24 protein-coding genes are annotated in these 24,533 nt (G+C 69.2%); 13 read left to right on the forward strand and 11 right to left on the reverse strand.

Annotation, left to right across the window (positions count from 1 at the left end; all coding sequences use genetic code 11):
* The first annotated feature begins 392 nt into the window (after positions 1 to 392).
* Together hemB and ACSFBC_RS23125 are read left to right on the forward strand one after the other, a co-directional pair.
* Positions 393 to 1,400 (forward strand): porphobilinogen synthase, encoded by a 1,008-nt coding sequence (gene hemB, locus ACSFBC_RS23120; RefSeq protein WP_435512663.1) that lies wholly within the window; start codon positions 393 to 395, stop codon positions 1,398 to 1,400.
* Positions 1,401 to 1,419: 19 nt separating this feature from the next.
* Positions 1,420 to 2,556, forward strand: coding sequence for a magnesium transporter CorA family protein (locus tag ACSFBC_RS23125; protein ID WP_435512664.1), 1,137 nt, complete (start codon positions 1,420 to 1,422; stop codon positions 2,554 to 2,556).
* Between the two features lie 90 nt (positions 2,557 to 2,646).
* Here the strand turns inward: ACSFBC_RS23125 and ACSFBC_RS23130 are convergent, their stop codons facing one another.
* Complete coding sequence (locus ACSFBC_RS23130; protein ID WP_435512665.1) at positions 2,647 to 2,997, reverse strand: alpha/beta hydrolase; 351 nt, start codon at positions 2,995 to 2,997, stop codon at positions 2,647 to 2,649.
* Positions 2,998 to 3,271: 274 nt separating this feature from the next.
* Here ACSFBC_RS23130 and ACSFBC_RS23135 point away from each other — a divergent pair, with 274 nt between their 5' ends.
* Positions 3,272 to 4,222 (forward strand): LysR family transcriptional regulator, encoded by a 951-nt coding sequence (locus tag ACSFBC_RS23135; protein ID WP_435512666.1) that lies wholly within the window; start codon positions 3,272 to 3,274, stop codon positions 4,220 to 4,222.
* A gap of 27 nt (positions 4,223 to 4,249) precedes the next feature.
* Here the strand turns inward: ACSFBC_RS23135 and ACSFBC_RS23140 are convergent, their stop codons facing one another.
* Positions 4,250 to 4,933 carry a dienelactone hydrolase family protein gene (locus ACSFBC_RS23140; protein ID WP_435512667.1) on the reverse strand — a complete coding sequence of 228 codons (684 nt, stop codon included), beginning with the start codon at positions 4,931 to 4,933 and terminating at the stop codon, positions 4,250 to 4,252.
* A 45-nt stretch (positions 4,934 to 4,978) separates the two neighbouring features.
* Entirely contained in the window at positions 4,979 to 5,584 is a 606-nt protein-coding gene (locus ACSFBC_RS23145; RefSeq protein WP_435512668.1) for a 2-hydroxychromene-2-carboxylate isomerase, read from the reverse strand.
* Positions 5,585 to 5,668: 84 nt separating this feature from the next.
* On the opposite strand from ACSFBC_RS23145, the gene ACSFBC_RS23150 reads away from it, so the two are divergent.
* Together ACSFBC_RS23150 and ACSFBC_RS23155 are read left to right on the forward strand one after the other, a co-directional pair.
* Positions 5,669 to 6,418 carry an SDR family oxidoreductase gene (locus ACSFBC_RS23150; protein WP_435512669.1) on the forward strand — a complete coding sequence of 250 codons (750 nt, stop codon included), beginning with the start codon at positions 5,669 to 5,671 and terminating at the stop codon, positions 6,416 to 6,418.
* A gap of 16 nt (positions 6,419 to 6,434) precedes the next feature.
* A complete protein-coding gene (locus ACSFBC_RS23155) occupies positions 6,435 to 7,079 on the forward strand; it encodes a MarC family protein (RefSeq protein WP_435512709.1) in 645 nt (214 codons plus the stop codon).
* A 13-nt stretch (positions 7,080 to 7,092) separates the two neighbouring features.
* On the opposite strand, the gene ACSFBC_RS23160 is transcribed toward ACSFBC_RS23155, so the two are convergent.
* The 5 genes from ACSFBC_RS23160 to ACSFBC_RS23180 all read right to left on the reverse strand — a co-directional run bounded on the left by ACSFBC_RS23160 (position 7,093) and on the right by ACSFBC_RS23180 (position 11,741).
* Positions 7,093 to 7,746 (reverse strand): ABC-type transport auxiliary lipoprotein family protein, encoded by a 654-nt coding sequence (locus tag ACSFBC_RS23160; RefSeq protein ID WP_435512670.1) that lies wholly within the window; start codon positions 7,744 to 7,746, stop codon positions 7,093 to 7,095.
* Positions 7,747 to 7,760: 14 nt separating this feature from the next.
* A complete protein-coding gene (locus tag ACSFBC_RS23165) occupies positions 7,761 to 8,741 on the reverse strand; it encodes an MlaD family protein (RefSeq protein WP_435512671.1) in 981 nt (326 codons plus the stop codon).
* Between the two features lie 4 nt (positions 8,742 to 8,745).
* Complete coding sequence (locus ACSFBC_RS23170) at positions 8,746 to 9,576, reverse strand: ABC transporter ATP-binding protein (RefSeq protein WP_435512672.1); 831 nt, start codon at positions 9,574 to 9,576, stop codon at positions 8,746 to 8,748.
* Positions 9,573 to 10,748 (reverse strand): MlaE family ABC transporter permease, encoded by a 1,176-nt coding sequence (locus ACSFBC_RS23175; RefSeq protein WP_435512673.1) that lies wholly within the window; start codon positions 10,746 to 10,748, stop codon positions 9,573 to 9,575. The genes ACSFBC_RS23170 and ACSFBC_RS23175 overlap by 4 nt, the downstream gene beginning before the upstream one ends.
* 90 nt (positions 10,749 to 10,838) lie before the next feature.
* Positions 10,839 to 11,741 carry a MurR/RpiR family transcriptional regulator gene (locus ACSFBC_RS23180; protein ID WP_435512674.1) on the reverse strand — a complete coding sequence of 301 codons (903 nt, stop codon included), beginning with the start codon at positions 11,739 to 11,741 and terminating at the stop codon, positions 10,839 to 10,841.
* Between the two features lie 122 nt (positions 11,742 to 11,863).
* Between ACSFBC_RS23180 and ACSFBC_RS23185 the strand changes: the two genes are divergently transcribed.
* From ACSFBC_RS23185 to ACSFBC_RS23200, 4 genes are all read left to right on the forward strand, one after another.
* The gene (locus ACSFBC_RS23185; protein WP_435512675.1) at positions 11,864 to 13,825 is read left to right on the forward strand and encodes a bifunctional 5-dehydro-2-deoxygluconokinase/5-dehydro-2-deoxyphosphogluconate aldolase; all 1,962 of its coding nucleotides are present in this window, start codon (positions 11,864 to 11,866) and stop codon (positions 13,823 to 13,825) included.
* Positions 13,822 to 14,616 (forward strand): 5-deoxy-glucuronate isomerase, encoded by a 795-nt coding sequence (gene iolB, locus ACSFBC_RS23190; RefSeq protein WP_435512676.1) that lies wholly within the window; start codon positions 13,822 to 13,824, stop codon positions 14,614 to 14,616. Before ACSFBC_RS23185 ends, iolB begins: the two co-directional genes overlap by 4 nt.
* A gap of 88 nt (positions 14,617 to 14,704) precedes the next feature.
* Complete coding sequence (locus ACSFBC_RS23195; protein ID WP_435512677.1) at positions 14,705 to 15,619, forward strand: Bug family tripartite tricarboxylate transporter substrate binding protein; 915 nt, start codon at positions 14,705 to 14,707, stop codon at positions 15,617 to 15,619.
* A 26-nt stretch (positions 15,620 to 15,645) separates the two neighbouring features.
* The gene (locus ACSFBC_RS23200) at positions 15,646 to 16,629 is read left to right on the forward strand and encodes a tripartite tricarboxylate transporter substrate binding protein (RefSeq protein ID WP_435512678.1); all 984 of its coding nucleotides are present in this window, start codon (positions 15,646 to 15,648) and stop codon (positions 16,627 to 16,629) included.
* Positions 16,630 to 16,642: 13 nt separating this feature from the next.
* On the opposite strand, the gene ACSFBC_RS23205 is transcribed toward ACSFBC_RS23200, so the two are convergent.
* Positions 16,643 to 17,578, reverse strand: a complete 936-nt coding sequence (locus ACSFBC_RS23205; RefSeq protein ID WP_435512679.1) for a LysR family transcriptional regulator — start codon at positions 17,576 to 17,578, stop codon at positions 16,643 to 16,645.
* Positions 17,579 to 17,699: 121 nt separating this feature from the next.
* On the opposite strand from ACSFBC_RS23205, the gene ACSFBC_RS23210 reads away from it, so the two are divergent.
* A complete protein-coding gene (locus ACSFBC_RS23210) occupies positions 17,700 to 19,208 on the forward strand; it encodes a CoA-acylating methylmalonate-semialdehyde dehydrogenase (RefSeq protein ID WP_435512680.1) in 1,509 nt (502 codons plus the stop codon).
* Positions 19,209 to 19,303: 95 nt separating this feature from the next.
* Positions 19,304 to 20,962, forward strand: a complete 1,659-nt coding sequence (locus tag ACSFBC_RS23215) for a GMC family oxidoreductase (RefSeq protein ID WP_435512681.1) — start codon at positions 19,304 to 19,306, stop codon at positions 20,960 to 20,962.
* A 12-nt stretch (positions 20,963 to 20,974) separates the two neighbouring features.
* On the opposite strand, the gene ACSFBC_RS23220 is transcribed toward ACSFBC_RS23215, so the two are convergent.
* Positions 20,975 to 21,874 (reverse strand): LysR family transcriptional regulator, encoded by a 900-nt coding sequence (locus ACSFBC_RS23220; protein WP_435512710.1) that lies wholly within the window; start codon positions 21,872 to 21,874, stop codon positions 20,975 to 20,977.
* A 207-nt stretch (positions 21,875 to 22,081) separates the two neighbouring features.
* Here ACSFBC_RS23220 and ACSFBC_RS23225 point away from each other — a divergent pair, with 207 nt between their 5' ends.
* Positions 22,082 to 22,987, forward strand: coding sequence for an amino acid ABC transporter substrate-binding protein (locus ACSFBC_RS23225; protein WP_435512682.1), 906 nt, complete (start codon positions 22,082 to 22,084; stop codon positions 22,985 to 22,987).
* 18 nt (positions 22,988 to 23,005) lie between these two features.
* Here the strand turns inward: ACSFBC_RS23225 and ACSFBC_RS23230 are convergent, their stop codons facing one another.
* Entirely contained in the window at positions 23,006 to 23,305 is a 300-nt protein-coding gene (locus tag ACSFBC_RS23230; RefSeq protein WP_435512683.1) for a hypothetical protein, read from the reverse strand.
* Positions 23,306 to 23,770: 465 nt separating this feature from the next.
* Between ACSFBC_RS23230 and ACSFBC_RS23235 the strand changes: the two genes are divergently transcribed.
* Positions 23,771 to 24,529 (forward strand): sulfite exporter TauE/SafE family protein, encoded by a 759-nt coding sequence (locus tag ACSFBC_RS23235; protein WP_435512684.1) that lies wholly within the window; start codon positions 23,771 to 23,773, stop codon positions 24,527 to 24,529.
* The last annotated feature ends 4 nt before the right edge of the window (positions 24,530 to 24,533 follow it).

Raw genomic sequence — 24,533 nt, forward strand, 5'->3', positions numbered from 1 at the left:
CCGCGAAGCGCGCTCCTTTCGCGGAACACCGCGGAACGGGCTCCGCCCGGCCGCCGCTGTTGCCCCGGAGTGCTGCACGCAGTGAGCGCGACCTGGGGGCGAGCCAGAAATGCTTAAAAAAAAGCCCGGCGTCGAACGCCGGGCTGGGAAGCCCTTTTGCTGTCACACATCAAGGCACCCGCTCAGGGAGGAAAAGCGGGGAGCGGCAAGCCGCCCGGGGGTAATTTAACAAAGCGACAAGAACGTATCAAGCACGCGCACAACTATTTTTTAACAATTAACAGTTCGAATTGAATTCCAAAATACTCGTTGCATGCAGAGCCACGCAGCGCCCACAAGGTCTACGGCGGGCGGATGGGGCACACGGTAGTACATCAGGCACAATTTTCGACATGACCCTGCATGCCCCCTTCCCCGCCGGCCGGCCGCGCCGCCTTCGCCGCGATGCCTTCACACGGAACCTGGTTAGAGAGCATGCGCTCACTTCCTACGATCTGATCTATCCTGTCTTCGTGCAGGAAGGCGAACGCAAACGCGATCCGGTGGGCTCCATGCCGGGCGTCGAACGCTTCAGCCTCGACACGCTGTTGCCGGTGGCGGAGGAATGCGTGGCCCTGGGCATTCCGGTGATGGCGCTGTTTCCGGTCATCGATGCGGGCCTCAAAACCCCCGCGGGGGATGAGGCCTTCAATCCCGACGGCCTGATCCCGCGCGTCGTGGCCGCGCTCAAATCGCGTTTCCCGGATCTCGGCGTCATGACCGACGTGGCGCTCGACCCCTACACCAGCCATGGCCAGGACGGCCTGCTGGACGACCACGGCTACGTGCTGAACGACCCGACCGTCGAGGTGCTGGTCAAGCAGGCGCTGGTGCAGGCCGCGGCCGGCGTCGACATCGTGGCGCCGAGCGACATGATGGACGGGCGGATCGGCGCGGTGCGCGATGCGCTCGAGGCGAACGGCGACATCCACACGCGGATCATGGCCTACAGCGCCAAGTACGCGAGCGCCTTCTACGGCCCGTTCCGCGATGCCGTCGGTTCCGCGACGAACCTCGGCAAGAGCAACAAGAAGGTCTACCAGATGGACCCGGGCAACAGCGACGAGGCCCTGCGCGAAGTCGGCATCGACATCGCCGAAGGCGCCGACATGGTGATGGTCAAGCCCGGCATGCCCTACCTGGACATCGTGCGCCGCGTGAAGGACGAGTTCCACGTGCCCACCTTCGCCTACCAGGTGAGCGGCGAGTACGCGATGCTCAAGGCCGCCGCACAGAACGGCTGGCTCGACCACGATGCCGTGGTGCTGGAAAGCCTGCTGGCCTTCAAGCGCGCCGGTGCCGACGGGGTGCTCACCTATTTCGCGCTCGACGCGGCCCGGCTGCTGAAGCAGCAGCGCTGAACGCGCGCCCCTGCCCTGCATGCGCCTCTTCGAAATCACCGGGTCCCAGGTCGACGAGCACGACGCGCTGGCACCGCTCGCCTTGCCGGGCGCCTGCCGCCTGGGCTACCTCTGGATCTCCCTCACGCGCGAGGAATTCCGCGCCTCGCTGGCGGAGGTGCAGGGGGTTCTCCAGTCGCTGTGCGGCATGCAGCTGGTCGATCTGCATGTGAGCGACCTGCTCAACGACCAGTTGCCTTCGCACTACGACTACACCTCCCTCTACGACGTGCTGGTGTTCCGGCGCCTCGCGGCCGGCCCGGCGGCGCCGCATGCCGAGGGCCAGCCCCGGCTGCCGCGCAGCGGGCCGCCCGTGCTGCGGCGCGTGGACACCCGGCCGGTCGGCTTCGCGGTGTTCGACCGCGTGCTGCTGTCGGTGCACCCGGACGACGGCGCCGTGCGCGACGCCTACGCGGCCAAGCTGCTGGCAGCCGCGCGCAACGACCGCCCCGAGGGCACGGCCCCGGCGCTCGACGTGCGCGCCGTGAGCGCCCGCGTGCCCACCAGCCCGGCCGACCTGATGCTGCGCGTGGTCAACCAGATCGTCGATGCCTACCTCGACCTGCGCCGCGAGCTCACGCGGCAGCTCGACCACTGGCAGGCCGAACTGATCGACCCGAAGAGCCGCTTCACCAACTGGAGCGCGCTGATGGAGGCGCGCCAGTCGCTGCACCACCTCGACGAGATCTGCGAAGACCAGCGGGTGGCGGTGCAGGACTGGATCGACGCGATGGAAACGCTGCCGACACCCGACACCGCCCCCGCGCTGCGAGAGCGGGAGCTGCTCATGGTGCGCAGCCGCGACGTGCTCGAGCACATCGAGCGCGTGGTGCACCACGTGCGCCGGCTCGAACAGAACGCCGAGACCGCAGTCCAGATGCACTTCAGCGTGCAGAGCCACCGCGCCAACGACATCATGCGGGTACTGACCGCATTGACCGCCATCTTCCTGCCCTTGAACCTGATCGCCGGCATCTTCGGCATGAACTTCGAGTTCATCCCGCTGGTGCACAAGGCCGACGGCTTCTGGATCGCGATGGGCTCGATGGGGGTCATCGCGCTGGTGCTGGTGGTCGTGTTCTGGCGCAAGCGCTACCTCGCACGCACCGGGCGCTGAAGCCAAGCGCCCATGAAAAAACCGGGCGACGCTTGCGCATCGCCCGGTTTTTCCGGATTCGACTTCAACCGCCCTTCGGGCGGCCGTGGATCAGAGGCCGGCTTGGTTGGTGCGAGCCAGCGAACCGTTCGTGTAGGCAGCGGGGATGGTGCTGTTCACGAAAGCCTTGCGGTCCAGGTTCTGGTTCGGCGCGTGGGCGGCGGCCACAGCTTGCTCGGCCACTGCAGCGCGGCTGGTCGACGAGACCAGCGCGGGGGTGACGCGCGAACCGTTGGTCACGTTCTGGTTCGGAGCGTGTGCGGTCGCGACGGCTTGCGCTTCGACGTTGGCACGGCTGTTGACCGAGTTGACTTGCTGCACGCCTTGGTAGTTTTCAGCGTGAGCGCCGGCAACGGCGAGGAACGACAGGGCAGCAGCAGCGATGATTTGGGTGGTCTTCATTTTGATTTCCTTCAGTGTTCAAGAGTGCAATCGAACCGGTCGGGAGTGGTGGCGGTCCTGTTGACACGCTGCACCCTCGAGGGCCTGTTCACTCGGACTGGCTGGTGGGCTGGCCCGTGAGATGAATTGTGCCGCGAGAATATGGGGTAAACCCTTGCGAATCGGAACCACGGTGTTCACAAAAACGAAACAATGGGTCCCATTTCGCGTGCACAGCTTTGCATTCGAAGCGATTACGCTCCTTCCACGCCCCAGCGGCACAACCTGAAGCGCAATGGACAGCCTCGACCTTCTCAAGACCTTTCGCGAAGTCGCCGCACTCGGCAGCTTCTCGGGTGCGGCCAAGCGCCTGGACATGTCCAAGGCCACGGTCAGCAAGTACGTGGCCGAGCTCGAATCGCGCTTCGGCGTGCGCCTGCTGAACCGCTCGACGCGCTCGGTCAGCCTGACCGACGCCGGTGCCCTGCTGCTCGAGCGCAGCAAGCCGGTGATGGAGATGGTGGCGCTCACCCAGGCCGAACTGCAGGAGCATGCGAGCCGGCCCACCGGGCGGCTGCGCATCACGGCGCCACATGGCATGGGCCAGGGCGACCTGCCGCTGCTGCTGGCGCAATTCATGGGCTACTACCCCGAGGTCAGCATCAGCCTGCAGCTGACCAACCGCACGGTCGACATGGCCGAGGAAGCCGTCGACCTGGCGCTGCGCTTCGGCCCGATCGAGGACGACAACCTGATCGTGCGCAAGCTGCTGCAGATGCCGCTGGTGGTCTGCGCCTCGCCGATCTACTGGAAGAAGCACGGCAAACCGTCCCATCCGTCGGAGCTGGCCACCCACGACACGCTGACGCACTCCCGCCTGGGCACGCATCCGCAGTGGCGATTCGAGGTCGACGGCAAGCCGATGGACGTGCACGTGAAGAGCCGCATGGACTCGACCGAGGGTGCGCCGCTGATCGAGGTGGCGCTGCAGGGCTTCGGCGTGACCTACATGCCGGCGCTGCTGGTGCAGCCGCACCTCGACCGCGGCGAGCTGGTGGCGGTGCTGCAGGACTACGTGCGCGTCGACATGTGGCTGTCGGCGGCCTACCTTCAGCGCCGGCACAACAGCGCGGCACTGCGGGCACTGGTCGACTTCCTGCAGACCCGCATCGGCGCACGCGCCACAGCCGACGCCAAGGCCAAGGCCAGGGCCAAGACCCAGACCAAGGCAACGCCCGCGAAGTGATCGCTGGCGCAGCCTTGGCCGGGCGCCTCAGGCCAGGTGCTGCGCGAAGAACTTCAGCGTGCGCGCGCGCGCCAGCTTCGCGGCTTCGGCGTCGTACGCGCCGCGCTGATCGCAGTTGAAGCCGTGGTGCGCCTCGTACAGGTGCACCTCGACCTCGGGATGCGCCTTCTTGAACGCTTCGACGGTGTCGAGCGGAATCCACTGGTCCTGGGTGGCGAAATGCGCCAGCACCGGTACCTTGGGCTTGCGGGCGATCTCCTCCGGTGCGGTCGCGCCACCACCGTAGTAAGGCGCCGCGGCCGAGAGCCCGCTCACCCCTGCCGCCGCGCGCCAGGTCAGCAGGCCGCCCCAGCAGTAGCCGACGATGCCGACCTTGCCGCCGCGCGCCGCGTACTCGACGGCCGCCTGCAGGTCCTGCAGCACGCCGGGCGCGGGCAGCGCCTCGACGGCGGTCTTCAGCGCGAAGCCGGCGTTCATGTCTTCGGTGCTGTAGCCCAGCTCGACGTCCTTCTTCACGCGCTGGAAGGTCGCCGGCGCGACGGCCAGGTAGCCCTCGGCCGCGTAGCCGTCGGCCACCGAGCGGATGTGCGAGTTGACGCCGAAGATCTCCTGCACGACGACGACCGCGCCCCTGGGCTGGCCCGCGGGCTCGGCCACGTAGGCGGGAAAGGTGAAGCCGTCTTTGGCGGTGAGATCGATGAATTGACCCATGGTCGGTGCTCCTTCAGGTTTCAAGGGAAATGTCGGGTGGCTTGCTCAGTCTTGCGCGTTCAATGCGCGTTCGACGAAGTCGAGGCGATCCTGGCCCCAGAAGAGTTCGCCGTCGATCACATAGGTGGGCGCACCGAAGACCTGGGCGTCGATGGCCTGCTGCGTGTACGCCTCATAGCGCTCCTGCACGGCCTGGCTCTGGGATTGCTCGACGCGCTTGGCCGGCAGGCCGCATTCGACCGCCAGCGCCTCGAGCACGGTCGGATCGGCGATGTTGCGCTCCTGCTGCCAGACCGCGGCGAACACCGCGCTGGCGGCCCGCAATGCGGTCTCGGTGCCGTCGTGCAGGTCGATGGCGATCAGGAACTTGGCCGCATCGTCGCCGGACACCGGGAAAAACTTGGGCTTGAGGTTGATCGGCAGGCCCAGGTGGCGGGAGAAGCGCGCCATCTCGACCAGCCGGTAGGCCTGGCGCTGCGGTGCGCGCTTGCCCAGCGGCAGGCCGCCCGAAACCGGAAACACCGCGCCGAAGTCGACCGGCCGCAGCCGGACCGTCGCACCCGCGGCCTGCGAGATGCCGACGAAGCGCGCGTGGCCGAGGTAGGTCCAGGGACTTTGCGGGGTGAAGAAATAGTCGATCGTGCGGGGCATGGCGGTCCTCGGAGGTGTGCGGTGCTGTAATCCGGCTCGGCAGCTTTTTTAACCGACGCACAGCTTTTGTGCAGGAGGCGGGATTTGGACCAGCAAGTGCTTCTGATCACCGGCGGCGGTCGCGGCATCGGTGCCGCCACCGCCCTGCTCGCGGCGCAGCGCGGCTACGCGGTCGCCGTCAACTATGCCAGCAACTCGCTGGCGGCCGACGAGGTGGTGCGCCGCATTCGTGCCGACGGCGGCAACGCCATCGCGGTGCAGGCCGACGTGGGCGACGAGGCCCAGGTGCTCGCCATGTTCCGCAAGGTCGACGCCCGCTTCGGCCGGCTGGACGCCCTGGTCAACAACGCGGGCGTGGTCGACCAGCAGGCGCGGGTCGACGAGATGAGCGTGGCGCGGCTCGAACGCATGTTCCGCATCAACGTGATCGGCAGCTTCGTCTGCGCGCGCGAGGCCGTGCAGCGCATGAGCACGAAGCACGGCGGCAGCGGCGGTGCGATCGTCAACGTCTCGAGCGGCGCGGCACGGCTGGGCTCGCCCGGCCAGTACGTCGACTACGCGGCCAGCAAGGGCGCGATCGACACCTTCACCATCGGCCTGGCCAAGGAAGTGGCCGACGAGGGCATCCGCGTGAACGCAGTGCGCCCGGGCCTGATCGAGACCGAGATCCACGCCTCGGGCGGCATGCCCGACCGCGCCGCGGCGCTCGCGCCCTCGGTGCCGATGAAGCGCACCGGCAGCGCCGAGGAGATCGCCGGCGCGATCCTGTGGCTGCTCTCGGCCGAGGCCAGCTACACGACCATGGCGCTGCTCGACGTGACCGGGGGACGCTGAGATGGCCAGCCCCACCATGGACCTGATCAAGCCGATGATCACGCTGCTGGCCATCGTCAACCCGCTGGCGATCGTGCCCTTCTTCATCCACTACACGCAGGGTTACACCGAAGGCCAGCGCCGACGGACGGCCTGGGTCGCGGCCTTCAGCGCGTTCCTCGTGATCGCCGCGAGCGCGCTGGTGGGGCTGCAGCTGCTGGGCTTCTTCAACATCTCGATCGCCAGCTTCCAGGTCGGCGGCGGCATGCTGCTGCTGATCAGCTCGCTCAACATGCTCAATGCGCAGCCGGCCGAATCGAAGACCAGCGAGGAGGAGATCCGCGCCACCGAGGTCAAGGCCTCGCTGGGGGCGTCGATCGCCGTGGTGCCGCTGACCATTCCGCTGCTGACCGGCCCGGCCACCATGTCGACCATGGTGATCTATGCCGAGAAGACGCAGCACATCTGGGAACTGGCCGTGCTCGTGGGCTACGGCGTGGTGATCGGACTGGCGACCGGCATCGCCTTCTCGCTGGCCGAGCCGATCGCGCGCGCGCTGGGCAAGACCGGCATCAACGTGATGACGCGGCTCATGGGCCTGATCCTCGCCGCGCTGGCGGTGGAAGTCATGGCCGACGGCCTGGGCAAGCTGTTCCCGGTGCTGGGACGCAGCGCGCTTTGACGCCAGGGGCGCGTCAGCGCGCCTGATCGACCCAGGCCACCACCTCCGCGATCGCCGCGTCGCTGGCCGCCGCTAGCGCCTTCACGCCGCCCGGCGCATCGGCACCGGGCGCCGGCCGCTGCACCACGAAGCTGCGCTGCGCCAGCACGCTGTCGCCGCCGGCAGCGCTCTGGATCAGCGTGGCCCGCAGGCGCACCAGGCCGACACTCCGGGTCGGCGATTCGAAGTAGTGGCTGAATTCGTCGAGCGAGATGCGCAAGGTGCGCGGCACGCGGCCCGCGCTGCGCGCCAGGGTGGCGCTCTCCTCGCGGTTGAGCACCGTGCGCTGCACCGCCAGCGCATCCCGCAGCCGCTGGTAGATCAGCTGGTTGGGCGCCATGCTCCAGCGCGACTGGCCGTAGGGCCGCAACTCGTTGGCGTCGGCGTAGGCCAGCCGGTAGAGGATCTGCGTGCCCTCGAGCCGCGCGCCGGCATCGATCTCGGCCAGCGCCAGCGTGGGCAGGCGGGCCGCATCGGCCGGCACCGCGGGCAGCGACAGCACCGGACCGAAGTCGTAGAGCGTGGCCCGCGCCGGCCGGTCGGGCAGCGCGCCGCAGCCGGCCAGCAGGGCCGCGAGCAGCAGCGCGCCGGCACGAAGGCCGGAAGAGGGAAAACGTGCGTCGTTCATGGTCATCGCCTTCATCAGGGACGTGCGGCGGCGGGCGCCGAGAAGCCCGGCTCGCCCGGGCCGGCGGCCGTGCCGCCGTTGCCGAACAGCAGCGACTGCGGGTTGTCGTTGATGCCGTCGGCCGCGCGGCCCAGGCGGCGCACCGCGTGCGAGGTGTCGTCGGCCACGCGGTTCAGCCGCGGCAGCGTCGCGCCGTTGAAGCTGTCGACCGCCTGCGACAACGCCTTGGTGCCGTCACCCAACCGGTCGATCGGGCCGTCAGGTGCGTTGAGCCGGGTCGCGGTCGCATTGAGGTTGTTGGCCACGCGCGAGATGTCGCCGGCCGCGGTCCTGACCGTGCCCATCGCGTCGCGCGTGCGGTCGATCAGCGGCGGCAGCGCCTGCAGCGCCGGGTTGAGCCCGGTCTTGACCGTGTTGTCGATCTGGCGCGTGAGCTGGTTCGCGCTGGCTGCGGCCTGCGCAATGTTCTCCAACGCGTCGGCGATGCGTTTCTGGTTGGTGTCGCCGAGCAGCGTGTTGGCGCGCTTCGTGACCTCATCGACCTGATCGAGAAGGGCCTCGCCGCGGTCCTGAAGCTGCGCCAGCATGGAGGGCTTGAGCGGAATGCGCGGCGGGTTCTCGTCGTCGGGCGCCAGCACCACCTGCGACTCGCCCTTGTCGTCGATCGCGAGGAAGGCCAGGCCGGTCACGCCCTGGTAGCTCAGCGTCGCGAAGCTCGAGGTGGTGAGCGGCACGCGTTCGTCGACCGCGATGCGCAGGCGCACGTTGCCCTTGACCTTGGGGTCGAAATCGATCGCCGTGACCTTGCCGACCGCGATGCCGCGGTAGCGCACCATGGCCTGCGGCTGCAGGCCGCTGACCGCGTCGCGGGTGGAGAGTTCGTAGGTGTGGCGCACCGTGTTGTCGCGCGTGAGCCAGACCACCAGCGCCACCAGCACGGCGACCAGGCCGAGCACGAAGGCACCGGCGGCGAGGGCATGGGATTTGTTTTCCATGGTCTTATCTTTCCGAATCGGCGGCGGCGGCAACGGCCGGCACCTCATGCAGGGCTTCCATCGCGCGCAGGCCGCGTCCGCCGAGGAAGTAGTTGCGGATGAAGGGATGCTCGCAGGCGATCACCTCGCGCGGCAGGCCCGAGACGATTACGTGCTGGTCGGCCAGCACCGCGATGCGGGTGCTCAGGTCGAACAGCGTGTCGAGGTCGTGCGTGACCATCACCACCGTGAGCCCAAGCTCGCGGTGCAGGCTGCGCAGCAGGTCGCAGAAGCCGTCGGCGCTCTCGGGGTCGAGCCCGGCGGTCGGCTCGTCGAGCAGCAGCAGCGGCGGGTCCATGATCAGCGCGCGCGCCAGGGCCACGCGCTTGATCATGCCGCCCGACAGCGCCGACGGGTTCTTGTGCGCCTGCGACGGGTCGAGCCCCACCATCTGCAGCTTGACCAGCGCCGCGTCGCGGATCAGGTCGTCGGGCAGCAGCTTGAGTTCGCGCAGCGGCAGCGCGATGTTGTCCAGCACGCTGAAGGCCGAGAACAGCGCGCCGTGCTGGAACAGCATGCCGACCTTGGCCGCACCCTTGGCGCCGAGCTGGCCCGGGCGCTGGCCCAGCACCGTGACGTCGCCGCGCGTCGGATGCGCGAGCCCGAGGATCTGGCGCAGCAGCACCGTCTTGCCGGTGCCCGAGCCGCCGACCAGCGACAGCACCTCGCCGCGCCGGATCGTGAGGTCGAGGTCGCGGTGCACCACCTGCTCGCCACCGCCGGACGACGGAAAAGCGGTCCAGAGCCGACGGATCTCGACCACCACGGGCGCGTCGGCGGCGGGTGCGTCGATCATCGGAAGCCCACGCCCTTGAACAGCACCGCGAACAGCGCATCGACCAGGATCACCACGGTGATCGAGGTCACGACCGACGAGGTGGTGCCGCGCCCCAGGCTCTCGGTGTTGGGCTTCACCTTCATGCCGAAATAGCAGGCCACGAGCGCGATCAGGATGCCGAAGACCGCCGACTTGCCCAATGCGAGCCACAGGTTCGACAGCGGCACCGCACGCGGCAGCGCCTGCATGAAATAGGCGGGCGACAGGTCGATCGCGAGGTCGGCCGCGATCATGCCGCCGAACAGCGCGGCCATCGAGGTCCACATGCTGATCAGCGGCATCGCGATGGCCAGCGCCAGCACGCGCGGCATCACCAGCCGGAAGCCGGGCGGGATGCCCATGACGCGCATCGCGTCGAGCTCCTCGGTCACGCGCATCACGCCGATCTGCGCGGTGATGGCCGAGCCCGAGCGGCCCGCCACCAGCACCGCGGCCAGCACCGGCCCGAGTTCGCGGATCAGCGAGAGCCCCAGGATGTTGACCATGAAGGTCTCGGCGCCGTAGTTGCGCAGCTGGTTCGAGGTCAGGTAGGCCAGCACCACGCCGATCAGCAGGCCGACCAGCGCGGTGATCGGCAGCGCCGTGGTGCCGAACTGGTAGAGCTGGCCCGAGAGATCGCGCCAAGGCCCGCGGTGCGGCGCGCGGATCAGCGTGCCGATGTCGAGCACCAGCTGGCCGATCATCTGCAGGAAGTCGCGCGCCACCGCCAGCCCCCGCGGGCCGTTGTGCGCGAAGGACTTGAAGCGGTCCGCCAGCGTGGGCTGTGTCTCGACCGGCGGCCGGCAGGTGAATCGGGCGACGTGCTCGAGCACCGCCTTGTGCGAGGGATCGAGTTCCAGCCGCTGCGGCCAGACGCCGCCCCAGTGGTTCCAGAGCACTTGCGCGCCGATGTGGTCGAGCTGCTCGATCGGCCGCAGGTCCCAGGCCAGCTCGGTCTTCTTCCGCACCTCGCGCAGGCTCTGCGCGAGCGCGTTCCAGTCGTCGCGCGATGAAAAGGCCAGCGCGGTCCAGGGGCCTTGCGCCACGACGGCATTTGCACCGTCGGCCACGATGCGCGGCGACGCGTGCATCCCCCCGCTCGGCGCCGCGGCGACGGGGGTGGGCGCGGTGTGCGGCGCGGAGGATGGCATGGATGCGATCTGTTCCTGAAAGGCTCGTTGTGACGGCCGCATCATCCTAACCGCAGGGGGGTGACGAAAGGCTGGCGGCGCCTGCCCGCGCTAGCGGTTCGTCGGCTGCTTCTGCTCGTAGGCCAGCTCGAGCCGGTAGGCCAGGCCCAGGAACAGGGATTGCGCGAGCGCGAGGGTGCTGGTCAGCGAGCGAAAGCCGAAGGTCGCGCCGTCCTGCACCAGCAGCGTGGCCTGCGCCTGTGCGGCCAGCGGGCTCAGCTGGCTGTCGGTGATCGCCAGCAGCCGCGCACCGCGCGCGACGGCAGCCTGCGCGACCTCGAGCGTCTCCTGCGCGTAGGGCTCGAAGGACACCGCGATCAGCAGGTCGCCCGGCACCAGCGCGCGCAACTGGCCCTGCTGCATGTGGCCCAGGCCGTTGAGCCAGTGCACCGGCTTGGCCGTGTGCTGCAGCGCATAGGCGAGGTACGCGCCCACGGGAAAGGCGCGACGCGACGCCACCAGCCACAGCGTGGGTGCGTCGAGCATCAGCGCGACAGCGGCGTCGAAGGCCGCATCGGGCAAGGCGCGCTGCAGCGCATGCAGGCTGTCGATGCTGCCGCCGATGACCTCGTGGGCGATGTGCGCCGCGGACAGCGAGTCCTTGCCGGCGCCGACCAGGTCGCGGATGCGTTCCTGGTAGTCGCGGTTCGGCGCCAGCTGCCGCACCGCCCCGACCCGGAACAGCGCCTGCATCTGCGTGAAGCCGGAAAAACCGAAGTGCTTGGCGAAGCGCACCACCGCCGACGGCTGCACCTCGCATTGCCGCGCCGCCTCCTGGATGCCCTCGAGCGCGAGCCGGTCACGGCTCTTCTCGACATGGCGCGCGATGTTCTTGAGCTGCCGGCTCAGCGACGCATAGCCCGCGTGCACGGCGGCCAGGAACTCGTCGGCCGTCGCATACGGCGCGGGCCCTTCGGTGTCGGTCGTCCTCGGAGAGGATTTTCTAGTTTTCATTAATTTAGAAATGATTTTCTATTTTCCACTATCATCGGCCCTGCAAACCATTATCTGGTGCGCCTTTCACGACCGCGGCAGCGCGGCCTGGCGTGCCCTTCGAGAGACAACGCGAGGACGCGATGAGCACCCTTCAATTTCCAACGCAGCGGCCCTTCGATGTGGCCTGCCTGGGCCGCCTGGCCGTCGACCTGTACGCGCAGCAGATCGGCTGCAGCCTCGAGGAAGCGACCAGCTTCGCCAAGTACCTGGGCGGTTCGTCCGCCAACATCGCCTTCGGCACGGCCCGGCTCGGCCTGCGCTCGGCCATGGTCTCGCGCGTGGGCAACGAGCAGAACGGGCGCTTCCTGCTCGACACGCTGCGGCGCGAAGGCTGCGACACGAGCCAGGTGCAGATCGACGACCAGCGCCTGACCGGCATGGTGCTGCTGGGCATCAAGGACCAGGACACGTTCCCGCTGCTGTTCGCCCGCGAGAACTGCGCCGACATGGCGCTCGACGCCGACGCCATCGACGAGGCCTTCCTGGCCCGCTGCCGCGCGCTGGTGATCACCGGCACGCACCTGAGCACGCCGACCGTGCTGGCGGCCAGCCGCCGCGCGCTCGACATCGCGGGCCGCCACGGCCTGGTCCGTGTGCTCGACATCGACTACCGCCCCGTGCTGTGGGGCCTGGCCGCCAAGGGCGACGGCGAGACGCGCTACATCGGCAACCAGGATGTGAGCCGCCACCTGCAGGCGCAACTGGGTCAGTTCGAACTGATCATCGGCACCGAGGAAGAGTGGCTGATCGCCGGCGGCGTCGAGGGCGACCTGATGGCCTGCCTGCGCCGCGTGCGCGAATGCACGGACGCCGTGCTGGTGGTGAAGCGCGGACCGCTGGGCTGCAGCATCGTCGAAGGCGCGATTCCCGCGGCCCTCGACGACGCGCTGACCGTGTTCGGCGAGCGCATCGAGGTGCTCAACGTGCTGGGCGCGGGCGACGCCTTCGCCTCGGGGCTGCTCGCGGGCCTGCTGCGCGGCAAGTCGCTGGCCGAATCGGCGGCCATCGCCAACGCCTGCGGCGCGATCGTGGTGTCGCGCCATGGCTGCGCGCCCGCGATGCCGACGCCGGCCGAGCTCGATCACTGGTTTTCCGGTCATCGGCATCCCAAGCCCGACCGCGATCCGCAGCTGTCGCACCTGCACCGCGTCTCGGTCAACCGCGCCGCCTGGCCCGAACTCTACGTGCTGGCCTACGACCACCGCTCGCAGTTCGAGGACCTGGCGCGCCAGGCCGGCGCCGACGCCGCGCGCCTGCCGGGTCTGAAGAAGCTGATCAACCAGGTGGTGGCCGAGGTGGGCCGCGACCCGGGCTGCGAAGGCAAGCTGGGCGTGCTGATCGATGGCCGCATCGGCGAAGCCGCGCTGCACGACGCCACCGGCCGCGGCTGGTGGATCGGCCGCCCGATCGAGAAGCCGGGCTCGCGCCCGCTGCGTTTCGACGGCACCCATTCGCTGGCCTCGCAGCTGCTGCACTGGCCGCGCGAGCACACGGTGAAGTGCCTGGTGTTCTATCACCCGGACGACGCCGCCGCGCTGCGTGCCGAACAGGACGAGTGGCTGCAGCAGGTCTGGGAAGCCACCCGTGCGAGCGGGCACGAACTGCTGCTCGAAGTGATCCCGCCCAAGGACACGCTGGCGCCCGGCGACACCGGCGAGGCCGTGCTGCGTGCGATCCGCCACTTCTACGACCTCGGCTTCAAGCCCGAATGGTGGAAGGTGGGCACCATGTCCCAGCGCCACTGGCAGGCGCTCGATGCGCTAGTGCGCGAGCGCGACCCCTACTGCCGCGGCGCGGTGATCCTGGGCCTGTCGCAGCCGCTGGAGCAACTGGTGGCGGGCTTCGCCGAGGCGCAGGCGCCGATCGTCAAGGGCTTCATGATCGGCCGCACCGTCTGGGCCGGCCACAGCCTGGCGTGGCTGCGCAACGAGATCGACGACCCGACCTTGCAGGCGCGGGTGGCGGCCGACTTCCGGCGCCTGATCGCCGGCTGGCGCGCGAGCCGCGCGACCGTGGCGAACGGCGACGAGGTGGCGGCATGAGCCTGCTCGTCAAAGCCAACCCGAACGGCCGCGTGATCGCCGAGGTCACGCCCGCTTCCGCCGGCTGGACGCACGTGGGCTTCAAGGCCCTGCGCCTGGCCTCGGGCGACGAGGAGCGCTGGCACACCGGCACGCGCGAACTCTGCATCACGGTGCTGAGCGGCCAGGTCGACGTGCAGGTCGGCGAGCGCCGCTTCAGCGCCCTGGGCAACCGCGCCTCGGTGTTCGAGGAACGCTCGCCCACGGCCGTCTACGTGCCGCCCGGACGCGAGGTGTGCGTCACCGCGCTCGGCGCGGCCGAGATCGCGCTGAGCACCGCACCCGCGACCGGCCGCTTCGACGCCCGCGTGATCGAGCCTGCGCAGATGACGCGCAGCGTGCGCGGCCAGGGCAGCAACACGCGCCATGTCTGCGACATCCTGCCCGAGTCGGCGCCGGCCGAGGGGCTGCTGGTGGTCGAGGTGATCACGCCGGCAGGCAACGCCTCGAGCTACCCGCCGCACAAGCACGACAGCGCGGGCGAGGCCGAGACGGTGCTGGAGGAGACCTACTACCACCAGCTCAACCCGGCGCAAGGCTTCGCCTTCCAGCGCGTCTACACCGACGACCGCAGCATCGACGAATCGATGGCCGTGGAACACCGCGACACGGTGCTGGTGCCGCGCGGCTACCACCCCTGCGTCGCGCCGCACGGCTACGACCTGTACTACCTGAACACCATGGCCGGCCCCGAGCGCCGCTGGGCCTTCAAGAACGACCCCGCCCACGAATGGATGGTGGCGCCGCGCTGACGGCTCCGCGTTCATCGCCCCAGAAGAAAAGAAGAGCCCGCGCGACCACGCGCGGCACAGCGTTCAACACCCGGAGACAACCCTCATCATGAAGCGCAACACCCTTCGCATCCTCGCGGCCGCCCTGCTGGCCACCACCTTCGGCGCACAGGCCCAACCGGGCTTTCCGACGCAGCCGGTGAAGTGGGTCGTGCCTTACGCCCCCGGCGGCACGACCGACGTGATCGCACGCCAGCTCGCGATCCGCATGGGCCAGGACCTGGGCCAGCCGGTGATCGTCGACAACAAACCAGGCGCCGCCAGCATCATCGGCGCGACCTTCATCGCGCGCTCGGCGCCCGACGGCTACACGGTCGGCACCGCCGACTCGGGCACCCTCGCCTTCAATCCGGCGATGTACTCGAGCCTGAGCTACAACGCCGACAAGGACTTCAGCTTCATCGGCGGCCTCGGCAGGATGCCGCTGGTGCTGGCCGTGCACCCCGCCTTCCCCGCAAAGAACGTGCAGGAGTTCCTGGCGCTCGCGCGCAAGACGCCGGGCGCGATCTCGTCGGGTTCGTCGGGCCCGGGCTCGCCGCTGCACGTGGCGCTCGAGCTCTTCAAGCAGCGCACGCAGACCGACATCCTGCACGTGGCCTACAAGGGCTCGGCGCCCGCGATCCAGGACCTGATGGCCGGCAAGGTGCGCGTGCTGGCGGTGGCCACGCCGCAGCGGCTGGCGATCCTGCCCGACGTGCCGACCATGGCCGAGGCCGGCGTGCCCGGCTTCGAGGCCTACGCATGGCAAGGCTTCGTCGGCCCGGCCAAGCTGTCGCCGGCGGTGGTCGAGCGTCTCAACAAGGACCTGGTCGCGGCGCTCAAGAACCCGGAAACGCGCGCCAAGCTCGAGGAGATCGGCATCCAGCCGATGCCGATGTCGCCGCAGCAATTTGCCGACTTCACCCGCAGCGAGCAGAAGCTCTGGTCGGGCGTGATCAAGGCCGCCAACATCAAGCTGGACTGAGTGCCAGCATGCCAACGGAGACTCCCATGAACCCATCCCGCCTCCCCACCCGCCGCAGCGCATGCGGCGCCCTCGCCGCGCTGATGGCCGGCGCCGTGCTGCCCGCCTCGGCCCAGTCGGGCGCCTACCCCAACCGCCCGATCGAACTGATCGTGCCCTTCGCCGCGGGCGGCGGCACTGACGTGCTGGCGCGCTCGCTCGCCGAGTCGGCGCGCAAGCATCTGCCGCAGAGCCTGATCGTGATCAACAAGGCCGGCGCGAGCGGCGGCGTGGGCTGGTCCGAGCTGATCCATGCCAAGCCCGACGGCTACAAGCTCGCGATCATCACGGTCGAGCTGACCATGATCCCGCACATGGGCCTGACCAAGTTCACGGCCGACGACATGACGCCCATCGTGCGCCTCAACGCCGATCCGGCCACCCTCGCGGTGCGCGCGGACTCGCCGTTCAAGACCCTCGAGGACCTGCTCGCGGCCGCGCGCAAGGACGCGGGCGGCGTGCGCATCGGCAACGCCGGGCCGGGTTCGCTGGGCCACCTCGCGGCGGCCGCGCTCGAGGACAAGACCGGCACGCGCTTCAACCACGTGCCCTTCCGCGGCGCGAACCCGGCGGTGCTCGACCTGTTGGGCGGCCACATCGAAGCGGTGGCGGTGACACCGGTGGAAGTTGCGACCTACGTGGCCGCGGGCAAGATCCGTCCGCTGGCCGTGATGTCCGAGCAGCGCATCGCGGCCGGCTGGGAACAGGTGCCGACCTTGAAGGAACGCAGGATCGACCTGGTCGTCGGCGGCTGGCGCGGCCTGGCGGCGCCGAAGAACACGCCGCCCGAAGTGCTCGCGCTGCTGGCCACCGCGTTCGCGAAGACGCTGCAGGAGCCCGCGCTGCGCGAGACCATGGCCAAGCAGAACATGGGCGAGGGCTACCTCGACGAGCCCGCGTTCAAGGCGCTGATCGCGCGCGACAACGCGACCTTCAAGCAGCTCATCGACAAGCTCGGCATCAAGGCCTGACACCCGACGCCTCTCAGGCCGCGAAACCCTCGGCCAGCTCCGCGCGCAGCCAGCTGACGAAGGCCGTCACCGCGCGCGGCACGTGCGTGGCATAGGGCCGGATCGCGTAGAGCCGGTCGCCGAAGGCGCCGACCGGCTGCCATTTGGGCAGCACCTCGACCAGCTTGCCGGCCTGCAGCGCGGATTGCGCGCTGAAGTCGGGCAGCAGTGCGATGCCGAGCCCGGCGATCGCGGCGTCGCGCAGCGCCTCGCTGTTGTTGGCGGCCAGCGGCCCCGACACCGGCACCGTGACGCGCGGCGCGGCCGAGGGCTTGCGCGTTTCGAAATGCCAGGCCGGCGTGTCCTGCGCGCGCGGATAGTGCAGGCAGTCGTGCACGCTCAGATCGGCCGGCGCCTCGGGCAGGCCGCGCCGGCGCAGGTAGGCCCGGCTCGCCACCAGCACCGACCGGGTTTCGCAGAGCGTCCACGCGACATGGGTGTCGGGCGGCGCGGCCGTGTGGCGGACCGCGAGGTCGAAGCCCTCCATCGCCAGCGAGCTGAGCCGGTCCGACAGCTCGAGCTCGATGCGCACCTCGGGCTGCGCGCGCAGGAAGTCGGCCAGCCGCGGCACCAGCTGCTGGCGCGCGAAGGCCACCGGCGCCGTCACGCGCACCCGGCCGCGCGGCACGCCGGCCAGGTCCCGCACGCCGGAGAAGCTGTGGGCGATCTGCTCGAAGGGTGCGCGCATGTCCTCGACCAGCCGCTGCCCGGCCTCGGTGAGCCGCACGCTGCGCGTGGTGCGCTGCACCAGCGGCACGCCGGCCGCGCGCTCCAGCTCCGCGATGCGCTGGCTCATGGCCGCCTTGCTCACGCCCAGGCGCTGCGCGGCGGCGGTGAAGCTGCCTTGCTGGCTCAGCACCGTGAGCCAGTGCAGATGGGTCCAGAGCGATTCGATCTTTTGGTCTTCCATCCCTCTATTGTTCACCAATGCGAACAATCAATTCAGCTTTCGAGCCTAGGCGCGCACCGACCCGCTGCCTAAACTGCGGCCATCGTCCCTCCGCGGACACCCACATTCAGCGAAAGCCCCCATGTCCACAGCCATCGCCCACTACATCCACGGCCAGCCGGTCGCCAACACCTCGGGCCGCGCCCAGGACGTGACCAACCCGGCCACCGGTGCCGTCACCGCCCAGGTCGGTCTGGCGGGCGTCGACCAGGTCAACGCCGCCGTGGCCGCCGCGCAGGCCGCGTTCCCGAAGTGGGCCGACACGCCGCCGATCCGCCGCGCCCGCGTGATGTTCAAGTTCCTGCAGCTGCTCAACGAGCACAAGGACGCGCTGGCCCACCTGATCACCGCCGAGCACGGCAAGGTCTTCACCGATGCCCAGGGCGAAGTCAGCCGCGGCATCGACATCGTCGAGTTCGCCTGCGGCATTCCGCAGCTGCTCAAGGGCGACTTCACCGAGCAGGTCTCGACCGGCATCGACAACTGGACGCTGCGCCAGCCGCTGGGCGTGGTGGCGGGCATCACGCCCTTCAACTTCCCGGTGATGGTGCCGATGTGGATGTTCCCGGTGGCCATCGCCGCGGGCAACACCTTCGTGCTCAAGCCCAGCCCGACCGACCCGAGCGCTTCGTTGCTGATGGCGGAACTGCTCAAGCAGGCCGGCCTGCCCGACGGCGTGTTCAACGTGGTGCAGGGCGACAAGGTCGCGGTCGATGCGCTGCTCGAGAACCCCGACGTCAAGGCCATCAGCTTCGTCGGCTCGACGCCGATCGCCAACTACATCTACGAAACCGGCGCCCGCCACGGCAAGCGCGTGCAGGCGCTGGGCGGCGCGAAGAACCACATGGTCGTGATGCCCGATGCCGACATCGACCAGGCCGTCGACGCGCTGATCGGCGCAGGCTACGGCTCGGCCGGCGAGCGCTGCATGGCGATCTCGGTGGCGGTGCTGGTGGGCGACGTGGCCGACCGGCTGCTGCCCAAGCTGATCGAGCGCACCAAGACGCTGCAGGTGCTCGACGGCGAGAACCTCGCGGCCGAGATGGGCCCGATCGTCACCCGCGCCGCGCACGAACGCATCACCGGCTACATCGACCTGGGCGTGAAGGAAGGCGCCAAGCTGCTGGTCGACGGCCGCGGCTTCGACGGTGCCAAGGCCGGCGCAGGCTGCGCCGACGGCTTCTGGATGGGCGGCACGCTGTTCGACCACGTCACGCCCGAGATGCGCATCTACAAGGAAGAGATCTTCGGCCCGGTGCTGGGCTGCGTGCGCGTGGACGATCTCGCGGCCGCGGTCGACCTGATCAACGCCCACGAGTTCGGCAACGGCGTCTCGTGCTTCACGCGCGACGGCAATGTGGCGCGCGAGTTCGGCCGCCGCATCCAGGTCGGCATGGTCGGCATCAACGTGCCGATCCCGGTGCCCATGGCCTGGCACGGCTTCGGCGGCTGGAAGCGCTCGCTGTTCGGCGACATGCATGCCTACGGCGAAGAAGGCGTGCGCTTCTACACCAAGCAGAAGAGCATCATGCAGCGCTGGCCCGAGAGCATCGCCAAGGGTGCCGAGTTCGTGATGCCGACGGCGAAGTAGACCCGTAAGCATTCCGGCGGGAATCGCCACCTACACTGACCAGCCCGAGGCACGGACACACCGGCCCGGGCTTTTTTTCGATCTGGAGACAACGCGTGAGCAAGAGCGACAGCGACAGCGAAAGCACCTTCGACTACATCGTCATCGGCGGCGGCACGGCCGGCGCGCTGATGTGCAACCGGCTCACACGGCAGGCGCAGAAGCGCACGCTGCTGATCGAGGCCGGCCGCCGCGACGACTACCACTGGATCCACATCCCGGTCGGGTACCTCTACTGCATCGGCAATCCGCGCACCGACTGGCTCTACAACACCGAGCCCGACCCGGGCCTCAACGGCCGCGCGCTGCGCTACCCGCGCGGCAAGACGCTGGGCGGTTCGTCGTCGATCAACGGCATGATCTACATGCGCGGCCAGGCCCGCGACTACGACCAGTGGGCCGCGCTCACCGGCGACGACGCCTGGCGCTGGAGCGAGGTGCTGCCGGCCTTCAAGAAGCACGAGGACCACTACCTGGGCGCCGACGAGATGCACGGCGCGGGCGGCGAATGGCGGGTCGAGAAGCAGCGCCTGCGCTGGGACATCCTCGACGCCTTCGCGCTGGCCGCGCAGGAAGCCGGCATCCCGCACTCGACCGACTTCAACCGCGGCAGCAACGAAGGCGTGGGCTACTTCCAGGTCAACCAGAAGAACGGCTGGCGCTGGAACACGGCCAAGGCCTTCCTGCGCCCGGTCTGCTACGGCCGGCCCAACTTCGAGATGTGGACCAACGCGCAGGTCACCCGGCTGATCGTCGAGACCCAGGCTGACGGCAGCCAGCGCTGCACCGGCGTCGAGGTCTGGGACGGCAAGGAGATGGTCACCGCGCACGCGACCCAGGAGGTGGTGCTGTGCGGCGGCGCCATCGGCTCGCCGCAGATCCTGCAGCTCTCGGGCATCGGCCCGGCCGAACTCTCGCGGCAGCACGGCATCCCGGTGGTGGCCGACCTGCCCGGCGTGGGCGCCAACCTGCAGGACCACCTGCAGATCCGCGCGGTGTTCAAGATCGAAGGCGCGCCCACGCTCAACGTGCTGGCCTCGTCGCTGTTCGGCAAGGCGAAGATCGGCCTCGAGTACGCGCTCAAGCGCACCGGGCCGATGAGCATGGCGCCCTCGCAGCTGGGCGCCTTCACGCGCAGCTCGCCCGCGCACGAATGGCCGAACCTCGAGTACCACGTGCAGCCGCTGTCGCTCGACGCCTTCGGCGATCCGCTGCACGCCTTCCCGGCCTTCACCGCCAGCGTCTGCAACCTCAACCCGACGAGCCGCGGCACGGTGCGCATCAAAAGCGCGCGCTTCGGCGACGCGCCCGCGATCGTGCCCAACTACCTGAGCACCGCCGAAGACCGCCAGGTCGCCGCCGATTCGCTGCGGGTGACGCGGCGCATCGTGGCGCAGCCGGCGCTGGCCCAATACAAGCCCGAGGAATGGAAGCCCGGCCTGCAGTACCAGACCGACGAGGAACTCGCGCGGCTGGCCGGCGACATCGCGACCACCATCTTCCATCCGGTGGGCACCGCCAAGATGGGCGCCGACAACGATCCGATGGCCGTGCTCGACTCGCACTTCCGCGTGCGCGACGGCAAGGGCGGCCTGATCGCGGGCCTGCGCGTGGTCGATGCCAGCGCGATGCCGACCATCACCAGCGGCAACACCAACAGCCCGACGCTGATGATGGCGGAGAAGGCCGCCGAGTGGATCGTGCGCGGCGACTGAGGCCGCGGCAGTTCATTCGGCGCTGCGCGCCTCGGCCACGATCCAGTCCCGGAAGGCGCGCAGCAGCGGTGCCTGCGCGCGCGACTCCGCATAGACCAGGTAGTAGGCGTCGGCGCTCGTGAGCGCCTGCGGGAACAGCACGGTGAGCGTGCCGGCCGCAATCTCCGCCTCGACCAGGAAGCTGGGCAGCAGGGCCGCGCCCAGCCCCGAGACCGCCGCCTGCGCGATCATCGAGAACTGCTCGAAGCGCGGCCCGCGCAACGCCGACGCGCCGGCCACGCCCACCTGCTCGAACCATTCGGCCCACTGCATCGGCCGCGTGCTCTGCTGCAGCAGCACCACCGCTGCCAGGTCGTCCGGGCTGCGGATCGCATGGCGCTCTGCAAAGGCCGGGCTGCACACCGGCACCACCGCCTCGTGCATCAGGTACTCGCAAGCCGCGCCGGCCCAGTGCGGGGCGCCGAAATGGATCGCCGCGTCGAAGGGCTCCTGCGCGAAATCGAAGGGCTCGGAACGGGCCGCGAAATTCACCGTGACTTCCGGGTGCAGCGCGACGAAACCACCCAGCCGCGGGATCAGCCAGCGCGTGCCCAGCGTGGGCAGCACCGCCAGGTTGAGCAGGCCGCCGCCGCCGGCCGAGGCCATGACCTTCTGCGTGGCGGCGGACACCTGCTGCAGCGCCGCGCGCACGTCGGCCTCGTAGATGCGGCCGACGTCGGTGAGCACGATGCGCTGGCGCACGCGGTGGAACAGGGCCACGCCGAGTTGTTCTTCGAGCTGGCGGATCTGGCGCGAGACCGCGCTCTGCGTGAGGTGCAGCTCGTCGGCCGCGCGCGAGATGCTGTGGTGCCGCGCCGCGGCCTCGAAGGCCAGCAGGTCGGCGACCGGGGGCAGGAAGGATTTTCTGAACATGGTCATTCGAGGAGGGAATGAAAGATGCTGCTTTGTCGATCGACGATAGAAACAGCCTCGGCGACAGCCCGCACTTCATTCTCCTTCAGCATCAAGTTCTTCCACTTTTTCGCTATCCAATGGGGCCCGGCTGGCCGACAGTGGCGCTCGCGCCCGATGGCCTTTCCCGCCCCGGACCGATCCCTTCCCTCCCGGAGACAACACCACATGAAGAAGTCCCTCAAGACCCTCGCCGCGGCGGCGCTGTGTGCGCTCGCCTGCGCTGGCGCCACCGCACAGCAGACGCCGACCGGCGGCACGCTGGACAAGATCAAGGCCAGCGGCAAGGCCGTGCTCGGCGTGCGCGAAGCCTCGCCGCCGATGGCCTACATGCTGGGTGCGGGCGAGAAGTACGTGGGCTACCACGTCGAGCTGTGCGAGCGCGTGCTCAAGGACATCGTGCCCAACGCCAAGCTCGAGTACATGGCCGTGACCGCGCAGAACACCATCCCGCTGGTGCAGAACGGCACGCTCGACATCGGCTGCGGCCCCACCACCAACAACACGGCGCGCCAGCAGCAGGTGGCCTTCGCACTCACCACCTACGTGAGCGAAGTGCGCATGGCGACCAAGGTCGACTCGGGCATCACCTCGCTCGACCAGCTCGCGGGCCGCAACGTGTCGGCCTCGACCGGCACCACCGCCGTGCAGCTGCTGCGCAAGCGCGAGCGCGCGACCAACGCCACCTACAACACGATGCTCGGCAAGGACCACCTCGAGAGCTTCCTGATGCTGGAGTCGGGCCGCGCCGACGCCTTCGTGCTCGACGACAACCTGCTGGCCGGCATCATCGCGAACGCCAAGAACCCCACGTCCTACCGCATCGTCGGCGACGCCCTGGGCGCCGAGCCGATCGCGCTGCTGTTCCGCAAGGACGACCCGGCCTTCAAGACCGCGGTGGACGACGCGCTGCGCAAGCTCATGAAGAGCGGCGAGCTGGAGAAGATCTACACCAAGTGGTTCGTCGCACCGATCCCGCCGCGCAACACCAGCCTCAACCTGCCGATGAGCCCGGCACTCAAGCAGCTGATCGCCGAACCCAACGACAAGCCGCTGGAAAGCTACGCCAAGTAGGGGTCTGACGCGGGCGGTTCAGCGCAGCCCGCCGAAGCGCGGCGCCGGACCGCCCGGCGTGCCGGCGGCCTGGCGCAGCAGCGTCTCCCGCAGGCGTGCCGCGGCCACGATGGGCGCCATCGCCAGCGCCAGCCGGTCGGCGATGGCCGCCAGCTCGGCATCGTTCTGCTCGGCGGCATGGGCGTGCGCGAAGCGCACCACCTCGACGGCGTAGTCGGCATTGACGGCCATCCACTCGGTGTCGGTCACGCGGCCGGTCTTGCGCCGCAGCGCCACGTGCAGCCGCGCCGCGATGGCGATCCGTTCGTTCTCGGTCATTGACGGCCTCCCATGTCGTGCGTCATCCGCCGACGCTCGCGGTGCACGCGCAAGCCCACGATCCCCGCCAACAGGGTCGGCAGGACCACCGCCATGTTTCGGTGCTTCATGGGCCTCTCGCTTGTGTGATGGGGACGCGAGCGTCTTGCACGAGCCGTGCCACCGGTCGCATCCTGAAACACCCTGCGCGGTGCACAGCGCCATCAGCGGGTAATTCCCAATGCACTGCCGCGGTGCACGCCCTACAGTTGCGCCACTCGCAGACGGCACGCCCGTAGCGCGGGGGTACCGAGGAGACAATTTCCCAGGCGCACGAACGCCGACAACAAGAACAGAGACAAGCCCAGGCATTCACCAGAAATGCCGTTGAAAAAATGGAAAAGCGCCGCTGGTCGGCGCTTTTTCTTTGGGCGCCACACGGTGCCGCGCCAGGGGCGCCGCGTGCCCCTGCGACAATGCCGCCCCATGGAAATGCTGGTGCTCACGCTCGGCTCGCTGTTCGCGGGCTTCATCGATTCGATCGTGGGCGGGGGCGGACTGATCCTGGTGCCGGTGCTGTTCAGCGTCTTCCCCGGCGCCGCGCCCGCCACGCTGTTCGGCACCAACAAGAGCGCCTCGGTCTGGGGCACGGCCGCGGCCACGGCCCAGTTCGCACGCAAGGTCGACCTGCGCTGGCGCGCGCTGGCCGGCGCCGCTGTGCTGGCCTTCGGGGGCTCGCTGGCCGGCGCCTGGACCGTCACCCAGATCTCGCCCGACTTCCTGCGCAAGCTGCTGCCCTTCATCCTGCTCGCCCTGCTGGCCTACACGCTGGCGCGCAAGGACATGGGCCGCCACCACACGCCCCGCTTCAGCGGCCGGGCCGAGATGGCGGCGACCGGCGCGGTCGGGCTGATGCTGGGCTTCTACGACGGCTTCTTCGGACCTGGCACCGGCAGCTTCTTCGTCTTCCTGTTCGTGCGCTGGCTGGGCTACGACTTCCTCAACGCCTCGGCCTCGGCCAAGCTGCTCAACACCATGACCAACCTGGGTGCGCTGCTGCTGTTCGCGGCCAAGGGACACGTGTGGTGGCACTACGGCCTGGTGATGGCGGTGGCCAACGTGGTGGGCAGCCTGATCGGCGCACGCGTGGCACTGCGGCACGGCGCGGGCTTCGTGCGCGGCGTGTTCCTGTTCGTGGTCAGCGCGCTGATCCTCAAGACCGGCTACGACGCCTTCCTGCGCTAGAAGC

Source organism: Variovorax frigidus, assembly GCF_051216515.1.
Lineage (GTDB): Bacteria > Pseudomonadota > Gammaproteobacteria > Burkholderiales > Burkholderiaceae_C > Variovorax.